The organism is Candidatus Magnetaquiglobus sp., from assembly GCF_058402785.1.
Genome location: NZ_JBZVFG010000003.1, coordinates 57,478 through 75,947, shown reverse-complemented (window position 1 = coordinate 75,947; position 18,470 = coordinate 57,478). Strand labels below are relative to the sequence as shown.

General features: G+C 62.4%; 21 protein-coding genes. 4 read left to right on the top strand and 17 right to left on the bottom strand.

What is annotated here, in order from left to right:
* Positions 1-279 (bottom strand): hypothetical protein (locus tag ACV4UY_RS01940; protein WP_491605978.1); only part of this gene is annotated, 279 nt, incomplete at its 3' end.
* An 81-nt stretch (positions 280-360) separates the two neighbouring features.
* On the opposite strand from ACV4UY_RS01940, the gene ACV4UY_RS01935 reads away from it, so the two are divergent.
* Complete coding sequence (locus ACV4UY_RS01935) at positions 361-2,214, top strand: hypothetical protein (RefSeq protein ID WP_491605977.1); 1,854 nt, start codon at positions 361-363, stop codon at positions 2,212-2,214.
* 72 nt (positions 2,215-2,286) lie between these two features.
* On the opposite strand, the gene mutY is transcribed toward ACV4UY_RS01935, so the two are convergent.
* Genes mutY through ACV4UY_RS01915 form a run of 4 tightly spaced genes read right to left on the bottom strand, consistent with a single transcriptional unit; the run spans position 2,287 to position 5,242 of the window.
* A complete protein-coding gene (gene mutY / locus ACV4UY_RS01930) occupies positions 2,287-3,369 on the bottom strand; it encodes an A/G-specific adenine glycosylase (protein ID WP_491605976.1) in 1,083 nt (360 codons plus the stop codon).
* 2 nt (positions 3,370-3,371) lie between these two features.
* The gene (locus ACV4UY_RS01925) at positions 3,372-4,292 is read right to left on the bottom strand and encodes a cell envelope integrity TolA family protein (RefSeq protein WP_491605975.1); all 921 of its coding nucleotides are present in this window, start codon (positions 4,290-4,292) and stop codon (positions 3,372-3,374) included.
* Positions 4,289-4,810 (bottom strand): Gx transporter family protein, encoded by a 522-nt coding sequence (locus ACV4UY_RS01920; RefSeq protein ID WP_491605974.1) that lies wholly within the window; start codon positions 4,808-4,810, stop codon positions 4,289-4,291. The genes ACV4UY_RS01925 and ACV4UY_RS01920 overlap by 4 nt, the downstream gene beginning before the upstream one ends.
* 39 nt (positions 4,811-4,849) lie before the next feature.
* A complete protein-coding gene (locus ACV4UY_RS01915) occupies positions 4,850-5,242 on the bottom strand; it encodes a hypothetical protein (protein ID WP_491605973.1) in 393 nt (130 codons plus the stop codon).
* Positions 5,243-5,513: 271 nt separating this feature from the next.
* On the opposite strand from ACV4UY_RS01915, the gene ACV4UY_RS01910 reads away from it, so the two are divergent.
* The gene (locus ACV4UY_RS01910; protein WP_491605972.1) at positions 5,514-6,158 is read left to right on the top strand and encodes a carbonic anhydrase; all 645 of its coding nucleotides are present in this window, start codon (positions 5,514-5,516) and stop codon (positions 6,156-6,158) included.
* 83 nt (positions 6,159-6,241) lie between these two features.
* Here the strand turns inward: ACV4UY_RS01910 and ACV4UY_RS01905 are convergent, their stop codons facing one another.
* From ACV4UY_RS01905 to flgF, 10 genes are all read right to left on the bottom strand, one after another.
* Complete coding sequence (locus tag ACV4UY_RS01905) at positions 6,242-6,625, bottom strand: hypothetical protein (RefSeq protein ID WP_491605971.1); 384 nt, start codon at positions 6,623-6,625, stop codon at positions 6,242-6,244.
* Between the two features lie 175 nt (positions 6,626-6,800).
* Complete coding sequence (csrA, locus tag ACV4UY_RS01900; protein WP_420904583.1) at positions 6,801-7,034, bottom strand: carbon storage regulator CsrA; 234 nt, start codon at positions 7,032-7,034, stop codon at positions 6,801-6,803.
* Between the two features lie 90 nt (positions 7,035-7,124).
* Entirely contained in the window at positions 7,125-7,640 is a 516-nt protein-coding gene (locus ACV4UY_RS01895) for a flagellar protein FlgN (RefSeq protein ID WP_491605970.1), read from the bottom strand.
* 22 nt (positions 7,641-7,662) lie between these two features.
* Positions 7,663-7,974 carry a flagellar biosynthesis anti-sigma factor FlgM gene (gene flgM / locus ACV4UY_RS01890; protein WP_420904581.1) on the bottom strand — a complete coding sequence of 104 codons (312 nt, stop codon included), beginning with the start codon at positions 7,972-7,974 and terminating at the stop codon, positions 7,663-7,665.
* A gap of 53 nt (positions 7,975-8,027) precedes the next feature.
* Positions 8,028-8,558: a rod-binding protein gene (locus ACV4UY_RS01885; RefSeq protein WP_491605969.1), complete on the bottom strand. Its 531-nt coding sequence runs from the start codon at positions 8,556-8,558 to the stop codon at positions 8,028-8,030.
* The gene (locus ACV4UY_RS01880) at positions 8,555-9,667 is read right to left on the bottom strand and encodes a flagellar basal body P-ring protein FlgI (protein ID WP_491605968.1); all 1,113 of its coding nucleotides are present in this window, start codon (positions 9,665-9,667) and stop codon (positions 8,555-8,557) included. The genes ACV4UY_RS01885 and ACV4UY_RS01880 overlap by 4 nt, the downstream gene beginning before the upstream one ends.
* Before the next feature lie 5 nt (positions 9,668-9,672).
* Positions 9,673-10,368, bottom strand: coding sequence for a flagellar basal body L-ring protein FlgH (locus ACV4UY_RS01875; RefSeq protein WP_491605967.1), 696 nt, complete (start codon positions 10,366-10,368; stop codon positions 9,673-9,675).
* Positions 10,369-10,396: 28 nt separating this feature from the next.
* The gene (gene flgA / locus ACV4UY_RS01870; RefSeq protein WP_491605966.1) at positions 10,397-11,110 is read right to left on the bottom strand and encodes a flagellar basal body P-ring formation chaperone FlgA; all 714 of its coding nucleotides are present in this window, start codon (positions 11,108-11,110) and stop codon (positions 10,397-10,399) included.
* A 24-nt stretch (positions 11,111-11,134) separates the two neighbouring features.
* Positions 11,135-11,944 carry a flagellar basal-body rod protein FlgG gene (flgG, locus tag ACV4UY_RS01865; protein WP_491605965.1) on the bottom strand — a complete coding sequence of 270 codons (810 nt, stop codon included), beginning with the start codon at positions 11,942-11,944 and terminating at the stop codon, positions 11,135-11,137.
* Between the two features lie 64 nt (positions 11,945-12,008).
* Positions 12,009-12,815, bottom strand: coding sequence for a flagellar basal-body rod protein FlgF (gene flgF, locus ACV4UY_RS01860; RefSeq protein ID WP_491605964.1), 807 nt, complete (start codon positions 12,813-12,815; stop codon positions 12,009-12,011).
* Positions 12,816-13,061: 246 nt separating this feature from the next.
* Between flgF and mazG the strand changes: the two genes are divergently transcribed.
* Together mazG and ACV4UY_RS01850 are read left to right on the top strand one after the other, a co-directional pair.
* Positions 13,062-13,859 (top strand): nucleoside triphosphate pyrophosphohydrolase, encoded by a 798-nt coding sequence (gene mazG, locus ACV4UY_RS01855; protein WP_491605963.1) that lies wholly within the window; start codon positions 13,062-13,064, stop codon positions 13,857-13,859.
* Positions 13,860-14,138: 279 nt separating this feature from the next.
* Entirely contained in the window at positions 14,139-14,924 is a 786-nt protein-coding gene (locus ACV4UY_RS01850; protein ID WP_491605962.1) for a dTDP-6-deoxy-L-hexose 3-O-methyltransferase, read from the top strand.
* A 194-nt stretch (positions 14,925-15,118) separates the two neighbouring features.
* Here ACV4UY_RS01850 and ACV4UY_RS01845 read toward each other — a convergent pair whose 3' ends face one another.
* Positions 15,119-17,002, bottom strand: a complete 1,884-nt coding sequence (locus ACV4UY_RS01845; protein WP_491605961.1) for a propionate--CoA ligase — start codon at positions 17,000-17,002, stop codon at positions 15,119-15,121.
* 51 nt (positions 17,003-17,053) lie between these two features.
* On the bottom strand, positions 17,054-18,067 hold the full coding sequence (locus ACV4UY_RS01840) for an MDR family oxidoreductase (protein ID WP_491605960.1): 1,014 nt from the start codon (positions 18,065-18,067) through the stop codon (positions 17,054-17,056).
* Between the last annotated feature and the right edge of the window lie 403 nt (positions 18,068-18,470).

The following is an 18,470-nucleotide window of genomic DNA, read 5'->3' as shown; positions in this document are numbered from 1 at the left end:
CAGCGCCGCCAGCAAGCCGACGAGCAGCAGCGCCAGCAGCAGATGGAGCAGCAGCGCCGCCAGCAAGCCGACGAGCAGCAGCGCCAGCAGCAGATGGAGCAGCAGCAGCGCCGCCAGCAAGCCGACGAGCAGCAGCGCCGCCAGCGCCAACAACTCGATCAACAAAAACGCCAACAGGCCGAAGAGCAGCGTCAGCAGCAGCCAGAGCCGCAACGTCAACAACTCGAACCACAACAACGTCGCCAGCCGGAGCCCTCCCCCGTCAGGGAGCCCAGGCAAGAGAAGATCCATCAACCGGAACCGGCGCGGGGGCACCCCTCGATCAGCGGAACCCCGGAGCCCTCGGGACGGGACCGCCCCATGCCCGGCGCGCGCGAACCGAGGGAGTCGCCCGCAGGGATCGCCTTGCCGGGGATCGGGAAAAGCGAGCCCGAGGCGCGTCCTCCCGAGGGGCGGAGGCCCCAACCTCCCGAAGGGCCGCGCGGGTCGGAGGGAAAAACGCTCCAACCGTCCGAAGGGGAGCGGCCCGGCGGCAAGATCCCGCGCAGGCCCGAAGGGGGGCGCGGGTCGGAGGAAAAAACGCTCCAACCGCCCGAAGGGGAACGGCCCGGCGGCAAGATCCCGCGCGGGCCCGAAGGAGGGCGTGGACCGGATGGAAAAGGAGCCGGGGATCGTCCGATCCGGGATGTTCATCCACCCGAAACCACGGGAACGGCCATTCCCGGCATCGGCAAGCCGGAAGCGGAGACCCGTCCTGGCGAAGGCAAAAGGCCACGCCCGCCCGAAACGGGACGGATGCCGGATGGCGCTACCCCGCGTTCCCACGCCACCCCAGGCGGCGCGGAGTTCAAAGGGACCGGCGTTCCGGAATCGCGCGGCCACGAACCGGTCAAGGAGCGGCGCGGCGATCGGGACCGGGCAGCCCCGACTCCCGCCTCATCCCTGCAAGTGACGCCCCAAACCGCGGTGATGACCCAAAAGGATCGCGCCGGCTGGACCCTCAAGCATCATCGCGACGATGGCGCCGAGGTACGGGTGCGGGCGCTCGCCCTTCCGGACGGACGCCAGAAGGTGACCGCCTATCAGAATTTCAAGGATCCGGAGACCGGCAGACGCACGCGCGTCTATCAGGATGGACGCCGGGTGGTCCATGGCGCGGATTTCGTCACCCGCTCCGCGCCGGGGCGTCCCACCCTGACCATCCACGACAACGGCTTGCGCGAGGCCTATCTGCCCAACAAGAAGCGGTTCTTCGAAGAGAAGTTCGCCACGCGCCGCGACCAGCGCGGTCACGAACACCGCATCATTCATCGCACCGTGCATGCCCGTTTCACCTCCGGTCGGATCGTGATGCTGCCCCAACCGGTGATCTGGACCTACGCGATCGTGCCGGTGCGGCAGGTCGAGGTCTACCTGTACGATCCCCAGCCGTTCCAACCCACGGTCTATACCTTGTTCACCGACCCCTTGCCCAGCCCCATCGAGGTCACCCCCAGCTGCATCATCTGTCCGCCGCCGCTGGTGAGTTATCACGACACGATCGATGTCTATCGAAATCCGTTGGAGCTGTTGATCGACTGGCTGCTCGCCGGCGCGGTGGATGACGGTTACACGTCCATCGCCCCCGCCCCCTACGACGACCCGCAGGTCAATCAGCTCAACGCCACCGTGGCTTCGTTGCGCCAGGAACTGACCGATGTGAGCGCCAGCAATCAGGCGTTGCGTCACGAACTGGAGGATCAGAGGATCCGCCTGGACCTGCTGGAAGAGTCGAGCGACTCGGAACGGGAGCTGGAACGGGCGCCGTTGCCGGTTCCGGAACCGGTGCGCAAGCAGTTCTCCAAGCAGGTCAAGCAGGATCTGCTCGACCACCAGGAAAAACGCCCCCTCTCCCTTGCCCAGATCCTCGACTCCAGAGAGCCGGAAGCCTACATCTTTCAGGTCTCCGAAACCTTGGAGGCCACCGAGATCCGTTCGAACGAGGAGTGCGCCCTCTCCACCGGGGATCTGGTCCGTTTCGATCAGGTGCCGGAGGAGGGGCAACCCGCCGCGCGGGTGCGGGTCATCACCTCCAAGGCGAGCAGTTGTCCGGCCAACAGCGTGGTCAACGTCAGTCTGTGGGATCTTCAGGAGATGTTGAACAGCTATCGGCAACGGCTGGAAGCCACGATGGAAAAGGTGCAACAGGAGGTTCAGCCCGGCCAGACACGGTGACGCTTCCCCACCTGCCCGGCTGGTGAGAAGGCGGCTTCCGCCCCCACCCGCCCGGCAGGTGGCGCGGCATCGTCACCCCAGACGTTCCAGCACCTTGCGATGCAGGGTGGCCAGGGGCGTGTGGCGATCCAGCCGCCAGTCGATCCAACGACCGCCGCTCGCCTCCGGGGGCTCTCCCGCCCGCCAGGAACACAGAAACGGAAAAACGGTCAGGTGAAAATGGGTAAAGGTGTGGGTCACCGCTTCCAAGGGGAGCGGTGTCGCGACATCGATGCCAAACGCCTCGGCCAGATGACGCCGCACGTTTTGAGCCTCGGGGGGCATTGGAGACCAACCAGGCTCATCCCCCGGCGGATGCCAGAGACCTCCCAGCAGGGGGGCCTCACGATTGGGCAACAACAGCACCCGGCCATCCGGTCGGGTCACCAACGCCTGGAACTGGTACTTGCGCGGCTTGGGCGTCCGGGCCAGCCGGACCGGATAGAGGTCGGGACGCCCAAGCCGGCAGGCCGCGCAATCTCCCTGCCAAGGACAGGAAAGGCAAGCGGGTCGGCGCGGCGAACAGACCGTCGCCCCCAGATCCATGATCGCCTGCGCGTAGTCGCCGGGCCGCTCGCGGGGGGTGAGTCGTCGGGCCTGCTCCCACAGAATCCGCTTGCCGGCGGTGGCATCCGGTGGCACCTCCAGCGCCAGCAGTCGCGCCAGCACCCGTTTGACATTCCCATCCAGAATCGCCTGATGCTGCCCGAAGGCAATGGCGAGGATCGCGCCGGCGGTGCTCGGTCCGATACCGGGCAGACGCCCCATGGCCTCGCACGTCTCGGGAAACCGTCCTCCCAACTCGTCCGACACCTGACGCGCCGTGGCATGCAGATGACGCGCGCGCCGGTAATACCCCAACCCCTGCCAGATGCTCAACACCGCTTCCAACTCGGCGGCGGCCAGGGACTGGATCGTCGGAAAACGCTCCAGAAACCGCGCATAATAGGCCAAGACCGTCTTGACCCCGGTCTGTTGCAGCATGATCTCCGCCAACCAGATCCGATACGGATCACGGGTGCGCCGCCAGGGCAGATCACGCCCCTCCCGGTCATACCGCGCCAGCAGCGATCCGGCCAGTTGGCGACACTTCGCCTCGTCGAACCCGCGCTCCATGCTTATCGATCCATGCGGAAACCGCCGCGAATGTATTCGAACACGCTCTGAACGTGCAGCCGTTCCAGATCCCAATCCTCCGGCAACGGCAGAAACGGATGGAGTTGACGCACCGCCCGCAGGGCCGCCTCGTCGAGCATCGCCTCCCCGGAGGGGCGTTCGATGCGGATGTTGGTGATGGCGCCGGAACGCTCGATGGTGAAACGCATCACCAGGGTGCCGGAGAGCCGATCGCGTTTGGCCGCGGCGGGATAGCTCCAACCCTGCTCGATCCGCTCCTTCAGACGGGTGAAATAGGTGGTGAACCGTGGTTCCGGGTTGTCGAGGCTGACCGTCGCCTCGCGTGGTTTGACCCCATGCTCCCGTGCCCGGCGTTGCCGCTCCCGATCCCAGCGGGAGATGTCGGAGAGCGACGGGTTGAGATTCAACGGTCGGGCCAAGGGATCCTCCGCGTTCCTGGCCGTCACCGGGGGCGCGCTGTTCTCGGGTTTGGCGTCAACCTGCCTCTCGGCGGATTTGGAACGCTCCTCGCTCTTGGGTTTGGGTCTCTCCCTGGATTTGACGGACGGTTTGATCCCTTCCCGTGGCGACGGGCTCCTGGCCTGCTCCGGCAGAGGCGCGGGAGCCGGTTTCGGCGGCGCGGGGTCGAGCGGGGGCGCTTCCGGCGGGAGCGGCGCGGGTTCGGGTGGCGCGGGTGCCGATTCGGGGAGAAGGTCCTTGACGGGCGGCGTGGGGATCATCTCCACGGTAAAGGCCGGCGGATCGATCTTTTGAGGAATTTTCGGGACGAGCAGGTCGATGCGCGCCAAAAACAGCGCATGCACGAACAGGGAGAACAACAGGGCCAACCACGGCGAACGGTATCGGGGGGATGGCAACACCCCGTGTCCGGAGTTGGAACCCGCTTCCTGGAGGACGTTCATGGGTCGGTCAGCAGATACCGGTGACGGTCGAGTTGTTCCAACAGCAAAAATGTCAACAAACCGTTGAGAATCCCGGTGATCCAGGAGCCGGCCAAGAGCCACGGCACGGCGGCGAGGATCCCCGCATGACCGATGAGCAAGATCCAGGCCGCCACACCTTGCGCCGCCATGTGGGCCATGGCCGCCAACAACGACACCCCCACCGGTCCCAGCCCGATATCGGGAAGCAGACGGACCACGCCGAGCAGCACGAGCGCCCCACACCCTCCGGCCAGACTCAGAAAAAATCCGGGAGTGAACAGAACCCCCAATGCCAGCGAGGAGGCGAGAATGCGCAACAGGGTCACGGCCACCGCAGCCCGCCAGCCCAGCAGAAAAAAGGCGACCAGGGTGAAGATGTTGGCCAGGCCGGGTTTGAACCAGGGACCGGGACCGGGCAAAGCCGCCTCCAACAGATGCGCGGTCACGGCGGCGGCGGTCAGGTAGGCGATGAGCAGATCCTGGCGCAAACGCGGCATGGGTTCAGGTTCCCGTGGGGTGACCAGAAACGGCCTGGACTATCTCTTTTTCTTCTTTTTGGCGGGCAGCGCCTTCGGGTTGACCCCAACGGGACTTTCGACGCCGCGCGGCTCCGCCATCCGCGGAACGTCCACCACCACTCCGGATCCGAGCAACCCGGCGCGCAGCGTCTCGGAGAGCTGTCGCTCCCGATCCAAAGTCGCGGAGAGCTGCTGACGCAACATCGCGGCCTGGTTCTCCTTGCGCCCCAACAAGGTGAAGGCGGCGCGAATCAACACCCCCAGCCGGATGCGCCCGTCGCCGGGCACGCTGTTGGCCTCCTCCAGGTAACGCAACAAGGCCTCGTCGGCCACCCCGGCCACCCGCGCGGCATCCGCCAGGGGACAGTCGGGCAACTCGCCGCAACGGGTCAGGTCAATGGGTTGGATCACGGGTTCAGTGGGTATGCGTCGCATGCGGATGCCTGACAAGAGAAGTTTGGACAGCGGAATTTCGACACGTCCGGCCCTATTCCCGAACGCAACCCGATCATGACAGATCCGCGCCCGTTTCGGCAAGGAAGTCGCGCATCCCCCCCGTGAACACCCGGAACAGACGACAGGCATGCCACTTGTCCGAACCTCACGAATTCGGATACACTTTGATCGGCATCAAGAAACGACCCCCGATTCTCTCGCATGCCAACCTCATCCGGAGCGCGCCATGTCCCAGCAAAACATCATCAAGCGACTCATCGCCGGGTTCAAGGGGTTTCACGCCTACTACTACGAGCAACGCGGCGAACTGTTCGAATCCCTGGTCAAGGATGGTCAACACCCGCCCATCATGTTGATCGGCTGTTCCGACTCGCGCGTCGATCCGGCCATCATGCTCCATTTCGAACCCGGCGATGTCTTCACGGTGCGCAACGTCGCCAACCTCGTGCCCCCCTACGAACCCAACGGCGCCCACTCCGGGGTGAGCGCCGCGCTGGAGTTCGCAGTGCGGGATCTGGTGGTCAGCCACATCGTGGTGCTGGGCCACTCCCAGTGCGGAGGCATACACGAACTGGTGCGCCTGGCCCGGCAACCGGTGGATGATCGCGAATTCCTCGGGGTGTGGGTCTCCATCGGCAAAAGCGCGGTGGATCACCTGCGAACGACAAGCCAAGACCACGGCCCGCCATCGAACACCCAGATCGAGCAGGCGACCATCGCCCTCTCCATTCAGAATCTCATGACCTATCCCTGGATCGCGGAACGGGTACGTCGCGAACGGCTGCATCTGCACGGCTGGTGGGCCGATCTGGAGAACGGGGAGTTGTGGGGCCTGGATCAGGCGAACGGGAGTTTCGGCAAGCTCTGTTGAGCGTCAGCGTTCTTCCGCGCACTCGGGATGCCGGCACGCGGTCGGGAGTCAAACATCGGCGTCCTTCCGCGCGGTCGGGGACACTATCGCGCCGGCGGCAGTGCCACCGGATTCGGCACCATGGGGGCCGGCAGACGCATCTCCTGGGCCACGGCGGGTTGGTGTACCAACGGAATCGTTGGCCCTTTTAGCAACCCGAACAGCACCCCGAGGATCACGGCTGTCTGGGCGATGAACATGCCGGCGACCCATTTAATGACATCAATCTTGGACGCCGCGATATCCCTGCCCATATCTGCGCGAAGCAGTTCGATATCCCTTCGGGTCTCCGCGATCTCCCGCTCCAGGCGCAAGATGTCCCCCTTCGTGGCCAACTCGTTGGACCGCGACTCCTCCACCTGTTGCAACACGCTGGTCAAGGCGCGCACCTGGGCCTCGGCCTGGGGCGCGGGCACGCCGGCGGTCATGGTGTCCTCCGGACTTGGAACAAAAACGCGAATCTCCTTGGCAGAGATTTTATCACATTCTCAAGGCCGCGTCCACAAGGAATCGCTGGAGCGCCACGTGCCGGATGGGAGGGAACCCCCCACGTTTCCACCGTGGGGCACCCATCGGAAGATCCACGGTGCAATACGGGAAGGGTCAGGTTCGGGACAGAATGCGGGAAGCCGCGTCCAGGGTGTCGATGGACATCTTGGTGTTGGCCTTGCGGGTTTCGCGTTTGATCTTGTCGTAGATCTCCTCGCGATGGACTTCGACATCGCGTGGGGCGTCAATGCCGATGCGCACCTGGTTGCCCTTGATGCCCAACAGGGTGATCTTGATCTCGTCACCGATGTTCAGGCTCTCACCGATTCTGCGCGTCAGTATCAACATGGAACCATCCCCTCCCTGGGCGCGAGGACCGATCGACAACGCCAGGGTCTCCCCACCCCGACGCGCAATCCACCCCTCGCCATTGGGTTGCTAGAATTGCTTGGATAAAAAGTGGTAACCCGGTCCATTCTGCCGGAATCCCCGCCGGTCATACGCGGTCGTCTGACCTTGCGTACTCCCCTTGAGTGCCCGCAGCATGGTCTCGGTAGCCACCAAAACCCCCTTGAAAATCGCCTGGTTCTCGCGATTGGAACGCTCGGCCCGTTCGATCGAGTCACGCAGGCGCTGACGATAGGACAACAGCCCGGTATTGCCACCCATGGCTTTGTCCAACTCCTTGAGATTCACCGCGTCGTCCTTCAATCCCAACGCCTGGGCCATGCGCAACGCCTGGCCCTGTCGGGAGAGATCGAGCCGCTTGATCTCGACCAACACCTCCTCCACCCGACGGGTGGCGATCTCCAATTGCTCGGGATTGCGCTCCTTCAACGCCAGACGTTCCTGCTCCAGGAGAGGCAACAGGCGCTCGAAGAGTCCGATCATCGGATCGAGCAGAGACGTCAGACGGTGCGTTTCGGCAACCGCGTCGAAGGCAGAGGATGACATGAGTCGATCTATCCCAAACGAATCAAATGGATTTTTTTCGTTCCATCAGGACCTGACGCAAAATCTTGTCCGCCACCTCCAGGCTGGAGACCTGATAGCGTCCGCCGGCCACGGCCTCGCGGATCGGTTCCACCAGCTCCACCCGCACTTCGGGAGCGTTTTCGATCGCCTCGTTCGCCAGCCCCATGATCCGGGCGCCCGACGAGAACTGGGCATCGTCCGAACGCGCCGCGGCTGACGCACCCCCCGCCCCGGCACTCGACTTGCCCCCGGTGCGCTTGCGGGAGATACGACCGAGTTGTCCAACATTGACGCTCTTGATTCTCGTGACCATGCTAAAGATCTCTTCCTTCAATCCCGATCCAAGGCCGGAGGGATTCCATGGTTTCAAGAATCCCGATCGTTCACCGGATCCGCGGGGCCGACGCGTGTTGGATTGCCCGCCGCTGGTAAATGAGTGTCGCGGATAGCATACGGATTATATCCGGGTTTTGCCACCCCTCCCTTACCTATCGGCGATTGCGCGACAGCGTTTAAGGAATTCTCGGTTTTTTTCGACCGATCGAGCGCTGTTTGCGCCTCCGCCACCTGTCCCAACTGGCGGTTGACCGCCTGTTTGAAGATCGCCTCCTTCAAGCCCAGACCACTGTTGCCGCGACTCAGATTCTTGGAGTACTCGCCATCCAGCATCTCTTGAAAGATCTTCTCGCCCGAACTCTTGGCAAACAACCGTCCGTTGGGATCCTCGGGCACGGTGCGGCGCATGGACTTGAAAAGCTGCTGAACGAACATCGCCTCGAAATCCGAGGTGGCGTCGTTCAGGCGCTTCTGGTCGGCTTTCGAAATCGACGGCACCGCCGGTTTGGCGACCGGGGTCGGCGCCGGCGGCACCGGCGGCATGTTCACGCCGTCGCTCACAGGATCTCCAGATCGGCCTGCAGGGCGCCCGCGGCCTTGATCGATTGCAGAATGGCGATCAGGTCGCGCGGGGTCACGCCCACGCCGTTCAGACCGCGCACCAGATCGCCCAGGGTCACCCCCTCGGGCATCTCCAGAACCCGCGCATCCTTCTCCTCGGCATTGACCGCGCCACCCGGCGTCACCACGGTGGCGCCCTGGGAACGGGCGTTGGGCTGGCTGACCCTCGGCTCCTCGCGAATCTTGATGCTCAGGCCGCCATGCGCCAGGGCCACGGTGGAGACACGCACGTTCTCGCCCATGACGATGGTGCCGGTACGTTCGTTGAGCACCACCCGTGCCCGCTGATCCGGATCGATCTGCACGGACTCGAGACGCGACACGAAATTGACCACCTTGCCCTGATAATCCGGCGGGATCACCAAGGCGATCGTCCCCGAGTCCCTGGCCGAGGCCAGAGGCTTGCCGAACACGTCGTTGATCGACTGCACGATGCGGTTGGCGGTGGTGAAGTCCGGATTGCGCAGGGAGAGCTGCAACTGCTGCTCCTTGTTCAACTCGAACTCGATCTCCTTTTCCACCGTGGCGCCCGCCGAGATGCGGCCCACCGTGGGATGGTTCTTCTGCTGAGAGGCCCCGCCCCCGCCCGCCGAAAAACCGCCGACGATCAACGGACCCTGGGCCACCGCATAGATGCGGCCATCCGCGCCTTTCAAGGGGGTGAGGATCAGCGTGCCGCCCTGGAGGGTCTTGGCATCGCCCAGGCTGGAGATCATCACATCGAGCTTGCTGCCCTGACGGGCGAACGGCGGCAGGGTGGCGGTGACCATCACCGAGGCGACGTTCTTCACCTTCACCTGCTGGTCCGCGGAGATGCCCATGCGTTCGAGCATCATCTTCAACGACTGATTGGTGAAGGCGGCGCTCGAGTCACCCGAACCGTTCAGACCGACCACCAGGCCAAAACCGGTCAAGGGGTTGTCGCGCACCCCCTCGATCTCCACCACGTCCTTCAACCGCGCGGCCTCGACCTCGGGTACGGTCACCAACCCCGGCGCGACCATCAACAAGGCCAGGATCCAATGCGGACAACGGCGAAAGGTTTTCATGCCGATCACAGAATGTTGATGGTGGTGAGGAAGCGACCGATCCAGCTCGGACGCTGTTGATCATCCAGATCCCCGTCGCCGGAGAACTCGATGCGCGCGTCGGCGATCTGATCCGAGGTCACGGAGTTGTCCGCGCTGATATCCTCCGGACGGATCACGCCGGAGAGGATGATGTATTCGTTTTCGTTGTTCAGGGTGATGTCACGCCGCCCCTCGATGCGCAGGTTGCCGTTGGCCAGAACCTGGGTGACCAGACAGGAGATCTTGGCTTCGAGCTTGCTCTGGCGGGCGATGTCGCCCTTGCCCTCGAAGTTGTTGGTGCTGCTGGCCGTGGCCTCGCCGGCCAGGGCCGGATTGTTCAGTTTCAGCAATTTGCGCACATCGAGCGCGTTGGACATGCTCAAGGTGTTGTCGTTGGTGCGCTCGAGCTTGGTTTTGGCGTTCTTGGTGGCGATCGGATTTTCCGACACCTTCACCATCACGACATCGCCGATGTTGCGCGCCTTGTTGTCCAGAAACAGGGTGTTGCGATCCGTGGTCTGCCAGATCGACCCCTTCTTGGGGGCGAGGGTCTCCGGAGGCGTCGGCTGCACGATGGCGACCGGCGACGGTGGACGCTCGGAAGCGCGCGTCATCCCGCAACCGCTGATCACGATCGGCAGCACCGGCACGAGGAGGATCATCTTGGCCCATCCGTTCATCTTGAACACCTCTCCTTCACTCGCAAGACTACCAAATCACTTCCGCCTGACCCGGACCGGTGATGCGGGCATCGAACCGTCTGTGACTGTCCGGATTCTCCATCGACACGATCTCCCCCACCCGGCCAGCATTCTTGGCCACCGCCGTGGATTCGATGCGCAACGCACCCGAAACCGCCACCACCCGCACCCGCTCCCCGCGCGCCACCACCTGGGGGGAGGCGAACCAATCGGTCTGCAACGGACGATCCGAGGTGATGCTCCGGGTGGCGCTCATGCCGAGAATCTCCTTGGGATCCTCGATCATGCCGGCGGGCGGATTCTTCAGGTCGCCTTCCATCCACTTGATATCGCCCTCGCGCACCACGTCGCCGCGCTTGATGGCCCGCTTGAGCACCGGATAGCGCAGCGACTGCTTGAAGATCGCCGCGACCTGAATCACCGTCTCCGGCTTGCCGTTGACCAGCACCTCGACCGGGATGGTCTGGCGTCCGGATCCCCAATCGTTCACATCCGCCTTGATCTTCCAGCTCACCGGACCATCCGGCAGTCGCAGTTCATCGCGGTAAAAGACCTTTTCGAGCCGCAACCCTTGCGCGTCACCCTCCAGCAGGGCGCGTACCTGTTGTTCGCTGGCGCGCGCCACGTCCCGGGCGTGGATCAACTGGGCATGCGCATGGTTGGGCATCCACCCCGCCACCAGGAGCGACGCCACCGCGATCCGTTGGCCGAACCTGTTCATCCCCATGCCCCTCTCACACCCTCATCACCGTTTCAGCTGCGCCACCTGGCTCAACATGTTGTCCGCGGTCTGAATCGCCTTGGTGCCGATTTCGTAGGCCCGTTGCGTGGCGATCATGTCAACCATTTCCGTCACCATATTGACGTTCGACTGCTCCAACACATGCTGACGCACACTACCCATGCCATCGGAGTTCGGTTTGGCCACCTGCGGGGTGCCGGAAGCGACACTTTCCACGAACATGTTGTTGCCGATGGCCGTCAATCCGGATGGATTCACAAAACGGGCCAGTTCGATCTGACCCTGGTTGGCCACGAAGCCGGGGTTGGTGTTGGTGGTGAATCCGATCGATCCGCCGCTCTCGATGGTGACCCCGGTATGCAACTGCGGATTCACACCGATGTTGCCACCCCGCAACGGATAGCCGTCCGCGGTGACGATGTTGCCATCCTTGTTGATCTCGAAGTGACCATCGCGGGTGTAGGCGATGTCGCCGTTGGGCAGTTCGATCTGGAAGAACCCCTGACCGCTGACCATCATGTCCACATTGAACGGGGCCTCACTGGTCGGCACGGCACTCCCCTGGGTGAACTCCTTGGAGACCGACACCACCTTCACACCGTGTCCCAACTGGATGCCCACCGGCACCTGGGTACCGGTCTCCGAGGTTTCGCTGCCCGCCGGACGCATGTTGGCGTAGAGCAGATCCTGGAAATGGGTGCGGGAGTGCTTGAATCCCGACGTATTGACGTTGGCCAGGTTGTTGGCGATCACATCGATACTGCGCTCCTGGGCGGACATTCCGGTGGCCGCGGTCCACATGGCTCGCATCATGATTTGGTACTCCTCGTTCTCGTTTCGTCATTTATATGTGCGTCATCGACTGTTGAAAATCGCATCAGTTGTTCAAATGGCCAATCTGGTTGGCCTGACCATCGATCCCATCCAGGGTCTGGATGATTTTCAGATAGTTCTCGAAATTGCGGTTGGCCTCGATCATCTGGGTCATGCCGCGCACCGTATTGGTGTTGGAGGCCTCCAGGAATCCCTGCTTGAAGCCGCCACGCGCGCCCACCAGCGACGTCTCGCTTCCATCGGGCGCGGCGTAGAGATTCTGTCCGACCCGTTTGAGTCCCTCCTTGGGCAGTCCGACCCGCAACAACTGTCCCGCCTGTCCCGACGGGCTGGCCACGGTACCATCCTGGCTGATCTCCACCCCTTCCATGCCGATGGTCAACGGACCGCCGCCGCTGCTCATCACCGGATGGCCATCCTTGGTGACCATCTCGCCACGATCGTTGACCTGGAACGAACCATCACGGGTATAGCGTCTTCCTTCCGGTGTATCGATCACGAAATAACCCTCCCCGTCGATGGCCACGTCCAATGGATTGCCCGTACCCTTGAGCGCGCCCTGCGTGGTATCGGTGGTGGTGCTCGGCGCCGCCGGATAGGTCATGCTGTAAGCGCTTGACCTGGGATTGATAAAAGGATATGGCAATTCCATCGGCCCCTTGTGACCCATGAACGCGTCACCCGGCAGGGGATGGTGCTCGTCACCCGGTTTGGTCAGGTAGGAATCAAAGGTGATGTTGCCCTCCTTGAACCCGTTGGTGTTGACGTTGGCCAGGTTGTTCGCCAGCACGTCGAGGCGCATTTCGGTGCGCAGCGCCCCGTTTACGGCAGCATAGATGCCACTATCCATGGATACCAAGACTCCCGATGGTCAGCAAATGCAATTGACATGAGACTTCTTTGCTCGTAGCTTCCTCTAAGCAACCATTATGCCATTTCGCGATTTTCTGTGCGATTCGTGACATTTTCCTCGTTGATTCGCATGGTTAAGCCGAACATTGAAAAAATCGTCCCTCCAGGACCGGCGTCGAAACCGTGGCAGTGGGCAAATAACAACCCGTAACCTTGACCAATCATTCAAAAAAAGAGACCAGGCATGCAAAAAGAGTCCCCAACCTCCGGCCCGATGATCGAAGCCCTGGAATCCCTGATGGCCCGTCTGCGCGGCGAGGACGGCTGTCCCTGGGATCGCAAGCAGACCCTGAAATCCCTGCTCCCCTACACCATCGAAGAGGCCTACGAGGTGGTGGAGGCGGTCGAGACCCACGATTTGAAAGCATTGAAGGACGAGTTGGGGGATTTGCTGTTTCACATCGTCTTTCACAGCCGCATCGCCGAGGAGGAGGGGCACTTCACCCTGGCCGAGGTGATCGAAGGGATCGTCACCAAGATGACCCGGCGTCATCCGCATGTGTTCGGCAGCGAGGAGGAGCGTCAGACCGATCCGGACCGGGTGGTGGCCCGTTGGGAGGAGATCAAGCGCGAAGAGAAGGCCGCCAAGGGGGGTGGCGAACCGGCCTCGGTGTTCGACGACCTCAACAGCCATCTGCCGGCGTTGTTGTGGGCCTCGAAGGTGCAGCGCAAGATGTCGCAGGTGGGTTTCGACTGGAAAGATCCCTCCGGGGTGATCGAAAAGATCCACGAGGAGCTGGAGGAGTTCCGGGTCGCCCCAAACGCGGACAATCGCGAGGAGGAACTGGGAGATATCCTGCTCACCCTGGTCAATCTGGCCCGGCACTACCGCATCAATCCGGAGACCGCATTGCGACGTGCCACCCACAAGGCGCAGGATCGATTCCGGTTCATGGAGCGGGCTCTGCACGCCCAGAACCGCACCCCCAAGGACGCGTCGCTGGATGAGTTGGAGGAGCTGTGGTTGGCAAGCAAAGGATGACGCGCAATGCAATGGAATGCAGGGCAAAGCCCCACGGTTTGTCGTGGATTTTGCCTTTGACTCTTTGTCCAAAGGGCATCATATTTACCGTGGAACTCCCGAAGGGAGGTCCATGGTACGGGGGGTGAGGGGGGTCTCCCCCCATCATGCAAGTTACCGTGGAACTCCCGAAGGGAGGTCCATGGTACGGGGGGTGAGGGGGGTCTCCCCCCATCATGCAAGTTACCGTGGAACTGCGGAACAACGATGACCCGACAATTTTTTGCCCTGAGGTGATGCATGATCGGCAGCCAGATCAACGCAAGTGAAAAGCAGTTCGGTTACAAGGAAGAAACCAAGTCGAGTCAGGCGCAGTTGGCCCATCGCGAAAAGCTCTACCGTTTGTTCCGCGAAACACCGTTGCCGGTCGATCAACTCCTGACCTGCCTGGGTTTGTACATGCGCAGTTCAGCCTTGACCAAGATCCTGTTCATCAATGAACTGTACGAACTGATTTTGCATCAGCCTGGCGTCATCATGGAGTTCGGAACCTGGTGGGGGCAGAACATCGTGTTGTTCGAGAATCTGCGGGCCATTTACGAACCGTTCAATCAAAGCCGAAGGGTGATCGGTTTCGACACCTTCAAGGGGTATCCATCCATTTCCGACCAGGACCGGACCAGTGAAACCATCACCATCGGCGGCTACAAGGTGTCGGAAGGATACCGGAAGTATCTGGAGGAGTTGATCGCCTTTCATGAAGAGAACAACGTGTTGGGCAATATCAAGAAACACCAGCTGGTCGAAGGCGACGTGACGGAGACGATCCAGGAGTTTTTCGTCAAGAACCCTGAGACCATCGTGGCCCTGGCCTATTTCGACATGGCGCTTTATGAACCAAGCAAGGCCTGCCTCCAGGCCATTCGTCCGCATTTGATGCCCGGCAGCGTCATCATGTTCGACGAACTGAATTCGCGGGAATATCCTGGTGAAACGGTGGCCTTCAAGGAGTTGTTCCGAGGGGAGCGTTTCTCGCTCCACCGCAGCAAATTCATGACGGATCGTGCGTATATCATCCTGCAATGAATGCACCGGAACGGGGCTACGACTGTTCCATGCCCCCTTGACCAAGGCTGGAACAGGCCGTATCCAGCCTGTTCCCACCGCCCCCGGGCCCCGGTGACGACTGGAGGGCCCGGGCACGGTTTCCACCGCCCCCGGTCCCCCATGATGACGGGTGCGTCACATCGACGCACCACGCCTTTTCACCTCACCTCACTTCAGTGCCGATGCTCCACCGCATCGCGAATCACCTCCAACATCTTGCCATCCTCGATGGTCGGCAATTCGCCCGGATCACGACCCTCGGCAATCGCCAGAATCGCCCGCCGGATCACCTTGCCGGAACGGGTCTTGGGCAATCCTTGCACCACATGCATGAACTTGGGACGGGCAATCGCGCCGATATGCCGCGCCACCACCGCCTTCAACTCATCCTCGCTCGGCACCGCGACATTGGCCATCAACACCACGAACGCCTCGATCTCCTGCCCCTTCAGCTCGTCATGAATACCCACCGCCGCCGCCTCGGCCACGGCGGGATGGGTACAAAGCGCCTCCTCCACCTCACGGGTGCCCAAACGATGACCCGCCACGTTGATCACGTCGTCGTTGCGACCCATGATGAAATAATAGCCGTCATCGTCATAGATCGCATAGTCGAAGGTGGCGTACAGCAACTCCTTGGCGGTCGAGAAGTAGGTCTTGACGAACCGGTCATCGTCCCCCCACACCGTGGTCATGCAGCCCGGCGGCAACGGCGGACGGACCATCAACGACCCCTTGGTGTTGACGCCGGTCTCAACGCCATGCTCATCCAGCAGCACGGTCTCGTAACCGAACGCAGGCTTGCTCGGCGAGCCGAACTTGTTCTCCATCAACCCCAGGCCGGCGAAGTTGGTCAAGATCGGCCAGCCGGTCTCGGTCTGCCAGTAGTTGTCCACCACCGGAATCCCCTGCAACGCCTCCGTGACCCAGCGATGGGTCTCCTTGTCCAACGGCTCGCCGGCCAGGAACAGAGTGCGCAACGAAGAGAGATCGTGGGCATGGATCCAGTCGGCGCCGGTTTTTTTCAACAGTCGGATCGCGGTCGGCGAGGTGAACAGACAGTTGATGCGATACTCGGCCACCAGCGACCACCAGATGCCCGGATCCGGACGGATCGGCAGTCCCTCGTAAAGAATGGTGGTGGCACCGGTCAGAAGCGGGGCATAAACGATGTAGGAGTGACCCACCACCCAGCCGATGTCCGAACCGGCGAACATCACCTCGCCCGGCCCCACGTTGTAGATGTATTTCATCGACTGCCGCATGGCCACCATGTGACCGCCGGTATCGCGCTGCACCCCCTTCGGACGCCCGGTGGTGCCGGAGGTATACAGGATGTAGGAGGGATGGGAGGACTCCACCCACTCCGGCTCCACGATCTTGCCCCGATGCGACCCCATGGCGGTGGCAAAGTCGATCTCACCCGGAATCGGGCAGGGATTGGAATCCAGGCCACGATTGATCACCAGCACTTTCGGGCGCTCCACGGTGACCGCGTTGAGTCCTTCCAGGAGCAGCGGCTTGTAGGGGGTCACCTTGCCACCGCGCATGCCGGCGTCGGCGGTGATCACCAACTTCGGGCTGGCGTCGTCGATGCGCGAGGCCAGGGCCAGCGAGGCGAAGCCGCCGAACACCACCGAATGGATCGCACCGATGCGCACGCAGGCCATCATGGCCACGATCGCTTCCGGGATCATCGGCAGATAGATCAACACCCGATCCCCGCTCTCGATGCCCAATTCTTTCAACAGCGAGGCCATCTCGTTGACCTGCGTGTACAGATCGCGATAGGTGATGTTGCGTCGCTCGTTCACCTCGGTCGAAACCCAGGCGATGGCGGTCTGATCGCCCCGCTCCGCCACATGCCGGTCCACCGCGTTGTAGCAGATGTTGGTCAGACCACCCTCGAACCAGCGCACGAAGGGCGGTTTGTCGTAGTTGAGCACCCGTTCGAACGGTTTGTGCCAATAAATCAACTCCGCCTGTTCGCCCCAGAACGCCTCGCGGTCGTCAATGGAGCGGCGATACATTTTTTCGTAGGTCTCGGCAGGGGTCATATATGTTCTCCTGTTGGGTTAATACAAATGATATCAAATAGGTCGTACCGATCACGGATCCAGGAACGGATCGATCAGCACCCGACCACGCACCTGGCCCTCCAGCAACTCCCGGCAGGCTTGCGGAATCCCGCTCAAGCCCACCGTGCGTTCCAGGAAAGTTGCGAACAGCGCGGATGGAATCCCTTCGGCCAAGCGCTTCCAGGCCGTGACACGGGTTTCGCGGTCGATATGCACCGAATCGACCCCCTGCAAACGGACATTGCGCAAGATGAAGGGAAAAACCGTGGCCGGCAGGTCCGGCTCGTCCGCCAGGCCACAAGCGGCCACCGTGCCGTTGTAGTGGATGAACTTGAGCAGCCCGGCCAGGGTCTTGCCACCGGCCACGTCGATGGCGCCCAACCAACGCTGGGTATCCAGGGGTTTGTTGGAAGCGGTCAACTCCTGGCGGTGGATGATCGAGTCGGCGCCGAGTTGGCGCAGATAGCTCTCGTGTTCCAGACGCCCCGTGGCCGCGCACACCTTGTATCCGAGCTGTTTGAGCAGCACCACCGCCCAGCCTCCCACGCCCCCGGTCGGGCCGGTCACCAGGATTTCGGTGCCCCCGTCCGGTTTCAGACCGCCGGCCTCCAGGGCCATCACGCACAGCATGGCGGTCAGGCCGGCGGTGCCGAGCAGCATGGCGCCGTCCGGGGTGAGCGACGCGGGACAAGGAACCAGCCAGGCGCCGGGCAGACGGGTGTATTGCGCGAAAGCGCCGTGCCGGGTTTCGCCGACCCCGTGTCCGGTCAGAAGCACGGCCTCGCCGGGAGACCAGTCCGGGTTTTCGGACGCCACCACCTCGCCGGCCAGATCGATGCCGGGAATCATCGGAAATCGGCGCAGGATCGGGCTTTTTCCGGTGACCGCCAGGGCATCCTTGTAGTTGATGCCCGAGCGAAGGACCCGCACCAGCACATCCCCTTCCGGCAGGGATTCCGGCGGGAAAAGGGTGGTTTCGGGACGATGGCTGCCATCCGTGTCGCGGTGGACCAGCAGCACCAGGTTGGATGGGGTGTCCGGCATGGTTGGGCTCCGTCGAGCGGGGGTGGAGGTGGCGGGAGATGATTCAGGTTCAAACTGTCACGGAGGTCCGGGGACGGTCACCGTCCCCGGCGGGGGCGGGGCAGAGCCCCGCGATTCTTGTTTTTATGACTTTTTCCTTTCGCGCGGTCTCATGCGCCCCGGGTCGTTGCCGCCTTTGGACAACAACCCGGGGCGCATTGCTCGCGGCACATAAACCACCCGCCGCAGCCTGTCTCGGAGCACTACGAAGGAGAGTCGTTTTGCCAAAATCGCAAAACGACTCTCCTTTCAAGGCGGCGCGCAGCGATTTTTCGCAAAAAGCGCGAAAAATCGCTTTGTTGAAGAGCGCGCTGAAATCAAAAACCAAAGTCACAGGCAAAGCAAAGTCAAAGACAAGACAAAA

Coding starts and splice junctions, on each gene's coding strand:
- ACV4UY_RS01845 (WP_491605961.1), bottom strand. CDS start 17,002: ATGACCCCTGCCGAGACCTACGAAAAAATGTATCGCCGCTCCATTGAC.
- ACV4UY_RS01875 (WP_491605967.1), bottom strand. CDS start 10,368: ATGAACGGATGGGCCAAGATGATCCTCCTCGTGCCGGTGCTGCCGATC.
- flgF (WP_491605964.1), bottom strand. CDS start 12,815: ATGGATAGTGGCATCTATGCTGCCGTAAACGGGGCGCTGCGCACCGAA.
- ACV4UY_RS01910 (WP_491605972.1), top strand. CDS start 5,514: ATGTCCCAGCAAAACATCATCAAGCGACTCATCGCCGGGTTCAAGGGG.
- ACV4UY_RS01895 (WP_491605970.1), bottom strand. CDS start 7,640: ATGTCATCCTCTGCCTTCGACGCGGTTGCCGAAACGCACCGTCTGACG.
- ACV4UY_RS01840 (WP_491605960.1), bottom strand. CDS start 18,067: ATGCCGGACACCCCATCCAACCTGGTGCTGCTGGTCCACCGCGACACG.
- csrA (WP_420904583.1), bottom strand. CDS start 7,034: ATGTTGATACTGACGCGCAGAATCGGTGAGAGCCTGAACATCGGTGAC.
- mazG (WP_491605963.1), top strand. CDS start 13,062: ATGCAAAAAGAGTCCCCAACCTCCGGCCCGATGATCGAAGCCCTGGAA.
- ACV4UY_RS01935 (WP_491605977.1), top strand. CDS start 361: ATGCCCGGCGCGCGCGAACCGAGGGAGTCGCCCGCAGGGATCGCCTTG.
- flgM (WP_420904581.1), bottom strand. CDS start 7,974: ATGGTCACGAGAATCAAGAGCGTCAATGTTGGACAACTCGGTCGTATC.
- ACV4UY_RS01925 (WP_491605975.1), bottom strand. CDS start 4,292: ATGAACGTCCTCCAGGAAGCGGGTTCCAACTCCGGACACGGGGTGTTG.
- ACV4UY_RS01850 (WP_491605962.1), top strand. CDS start 14,139: ATGATCGGCAGCCAGATCAACGCAAGTGAAAAGCAGTTCGGTTACAAG.
- mutY (WP_491605976.1), bottom strand. CDS start 3,369: ATGGAGCGCGGGTTCGACGAGGCGAAGTGTCGCCAACTGGCCGGATCG.
- flgA (WP_491605966.1), bottom strand. CDS start 11,110: ATGAACAGGTTCGGCCAACGGATCGCGGTGGCGTCGCTCCTGGTGGCG.
- ACV4UY_RS01920 (WP_491605974.1), bottom strand. CDS start 4,810: ATGCCGCGTTTGCGCCAGGATCTGCTCATCGCCTACCTGACCGCCGCC.
- ACV4UY_RS01905 (WP_491605971.1), bottom strand. CDS start 6,625: ATGACCGCCGGCGTGCCCGCGCCCCAGGCCGAGGCCCAGGTGCGCGCC.
- ACV4UY_RS01880 (WP_491605968.1), bottom strand. CDS start 9,667: ATGAAAACCTTTCGCCGTTGTCCGCATTGGATCCTGGCCTTGTTGATG.
- flgG (WP_491605965.1), bottom strand. CDS start 11,944: ATGATGCGAGCCATGTGGACCGCGGCCACCGGAATGTCCGCCCAGGAG.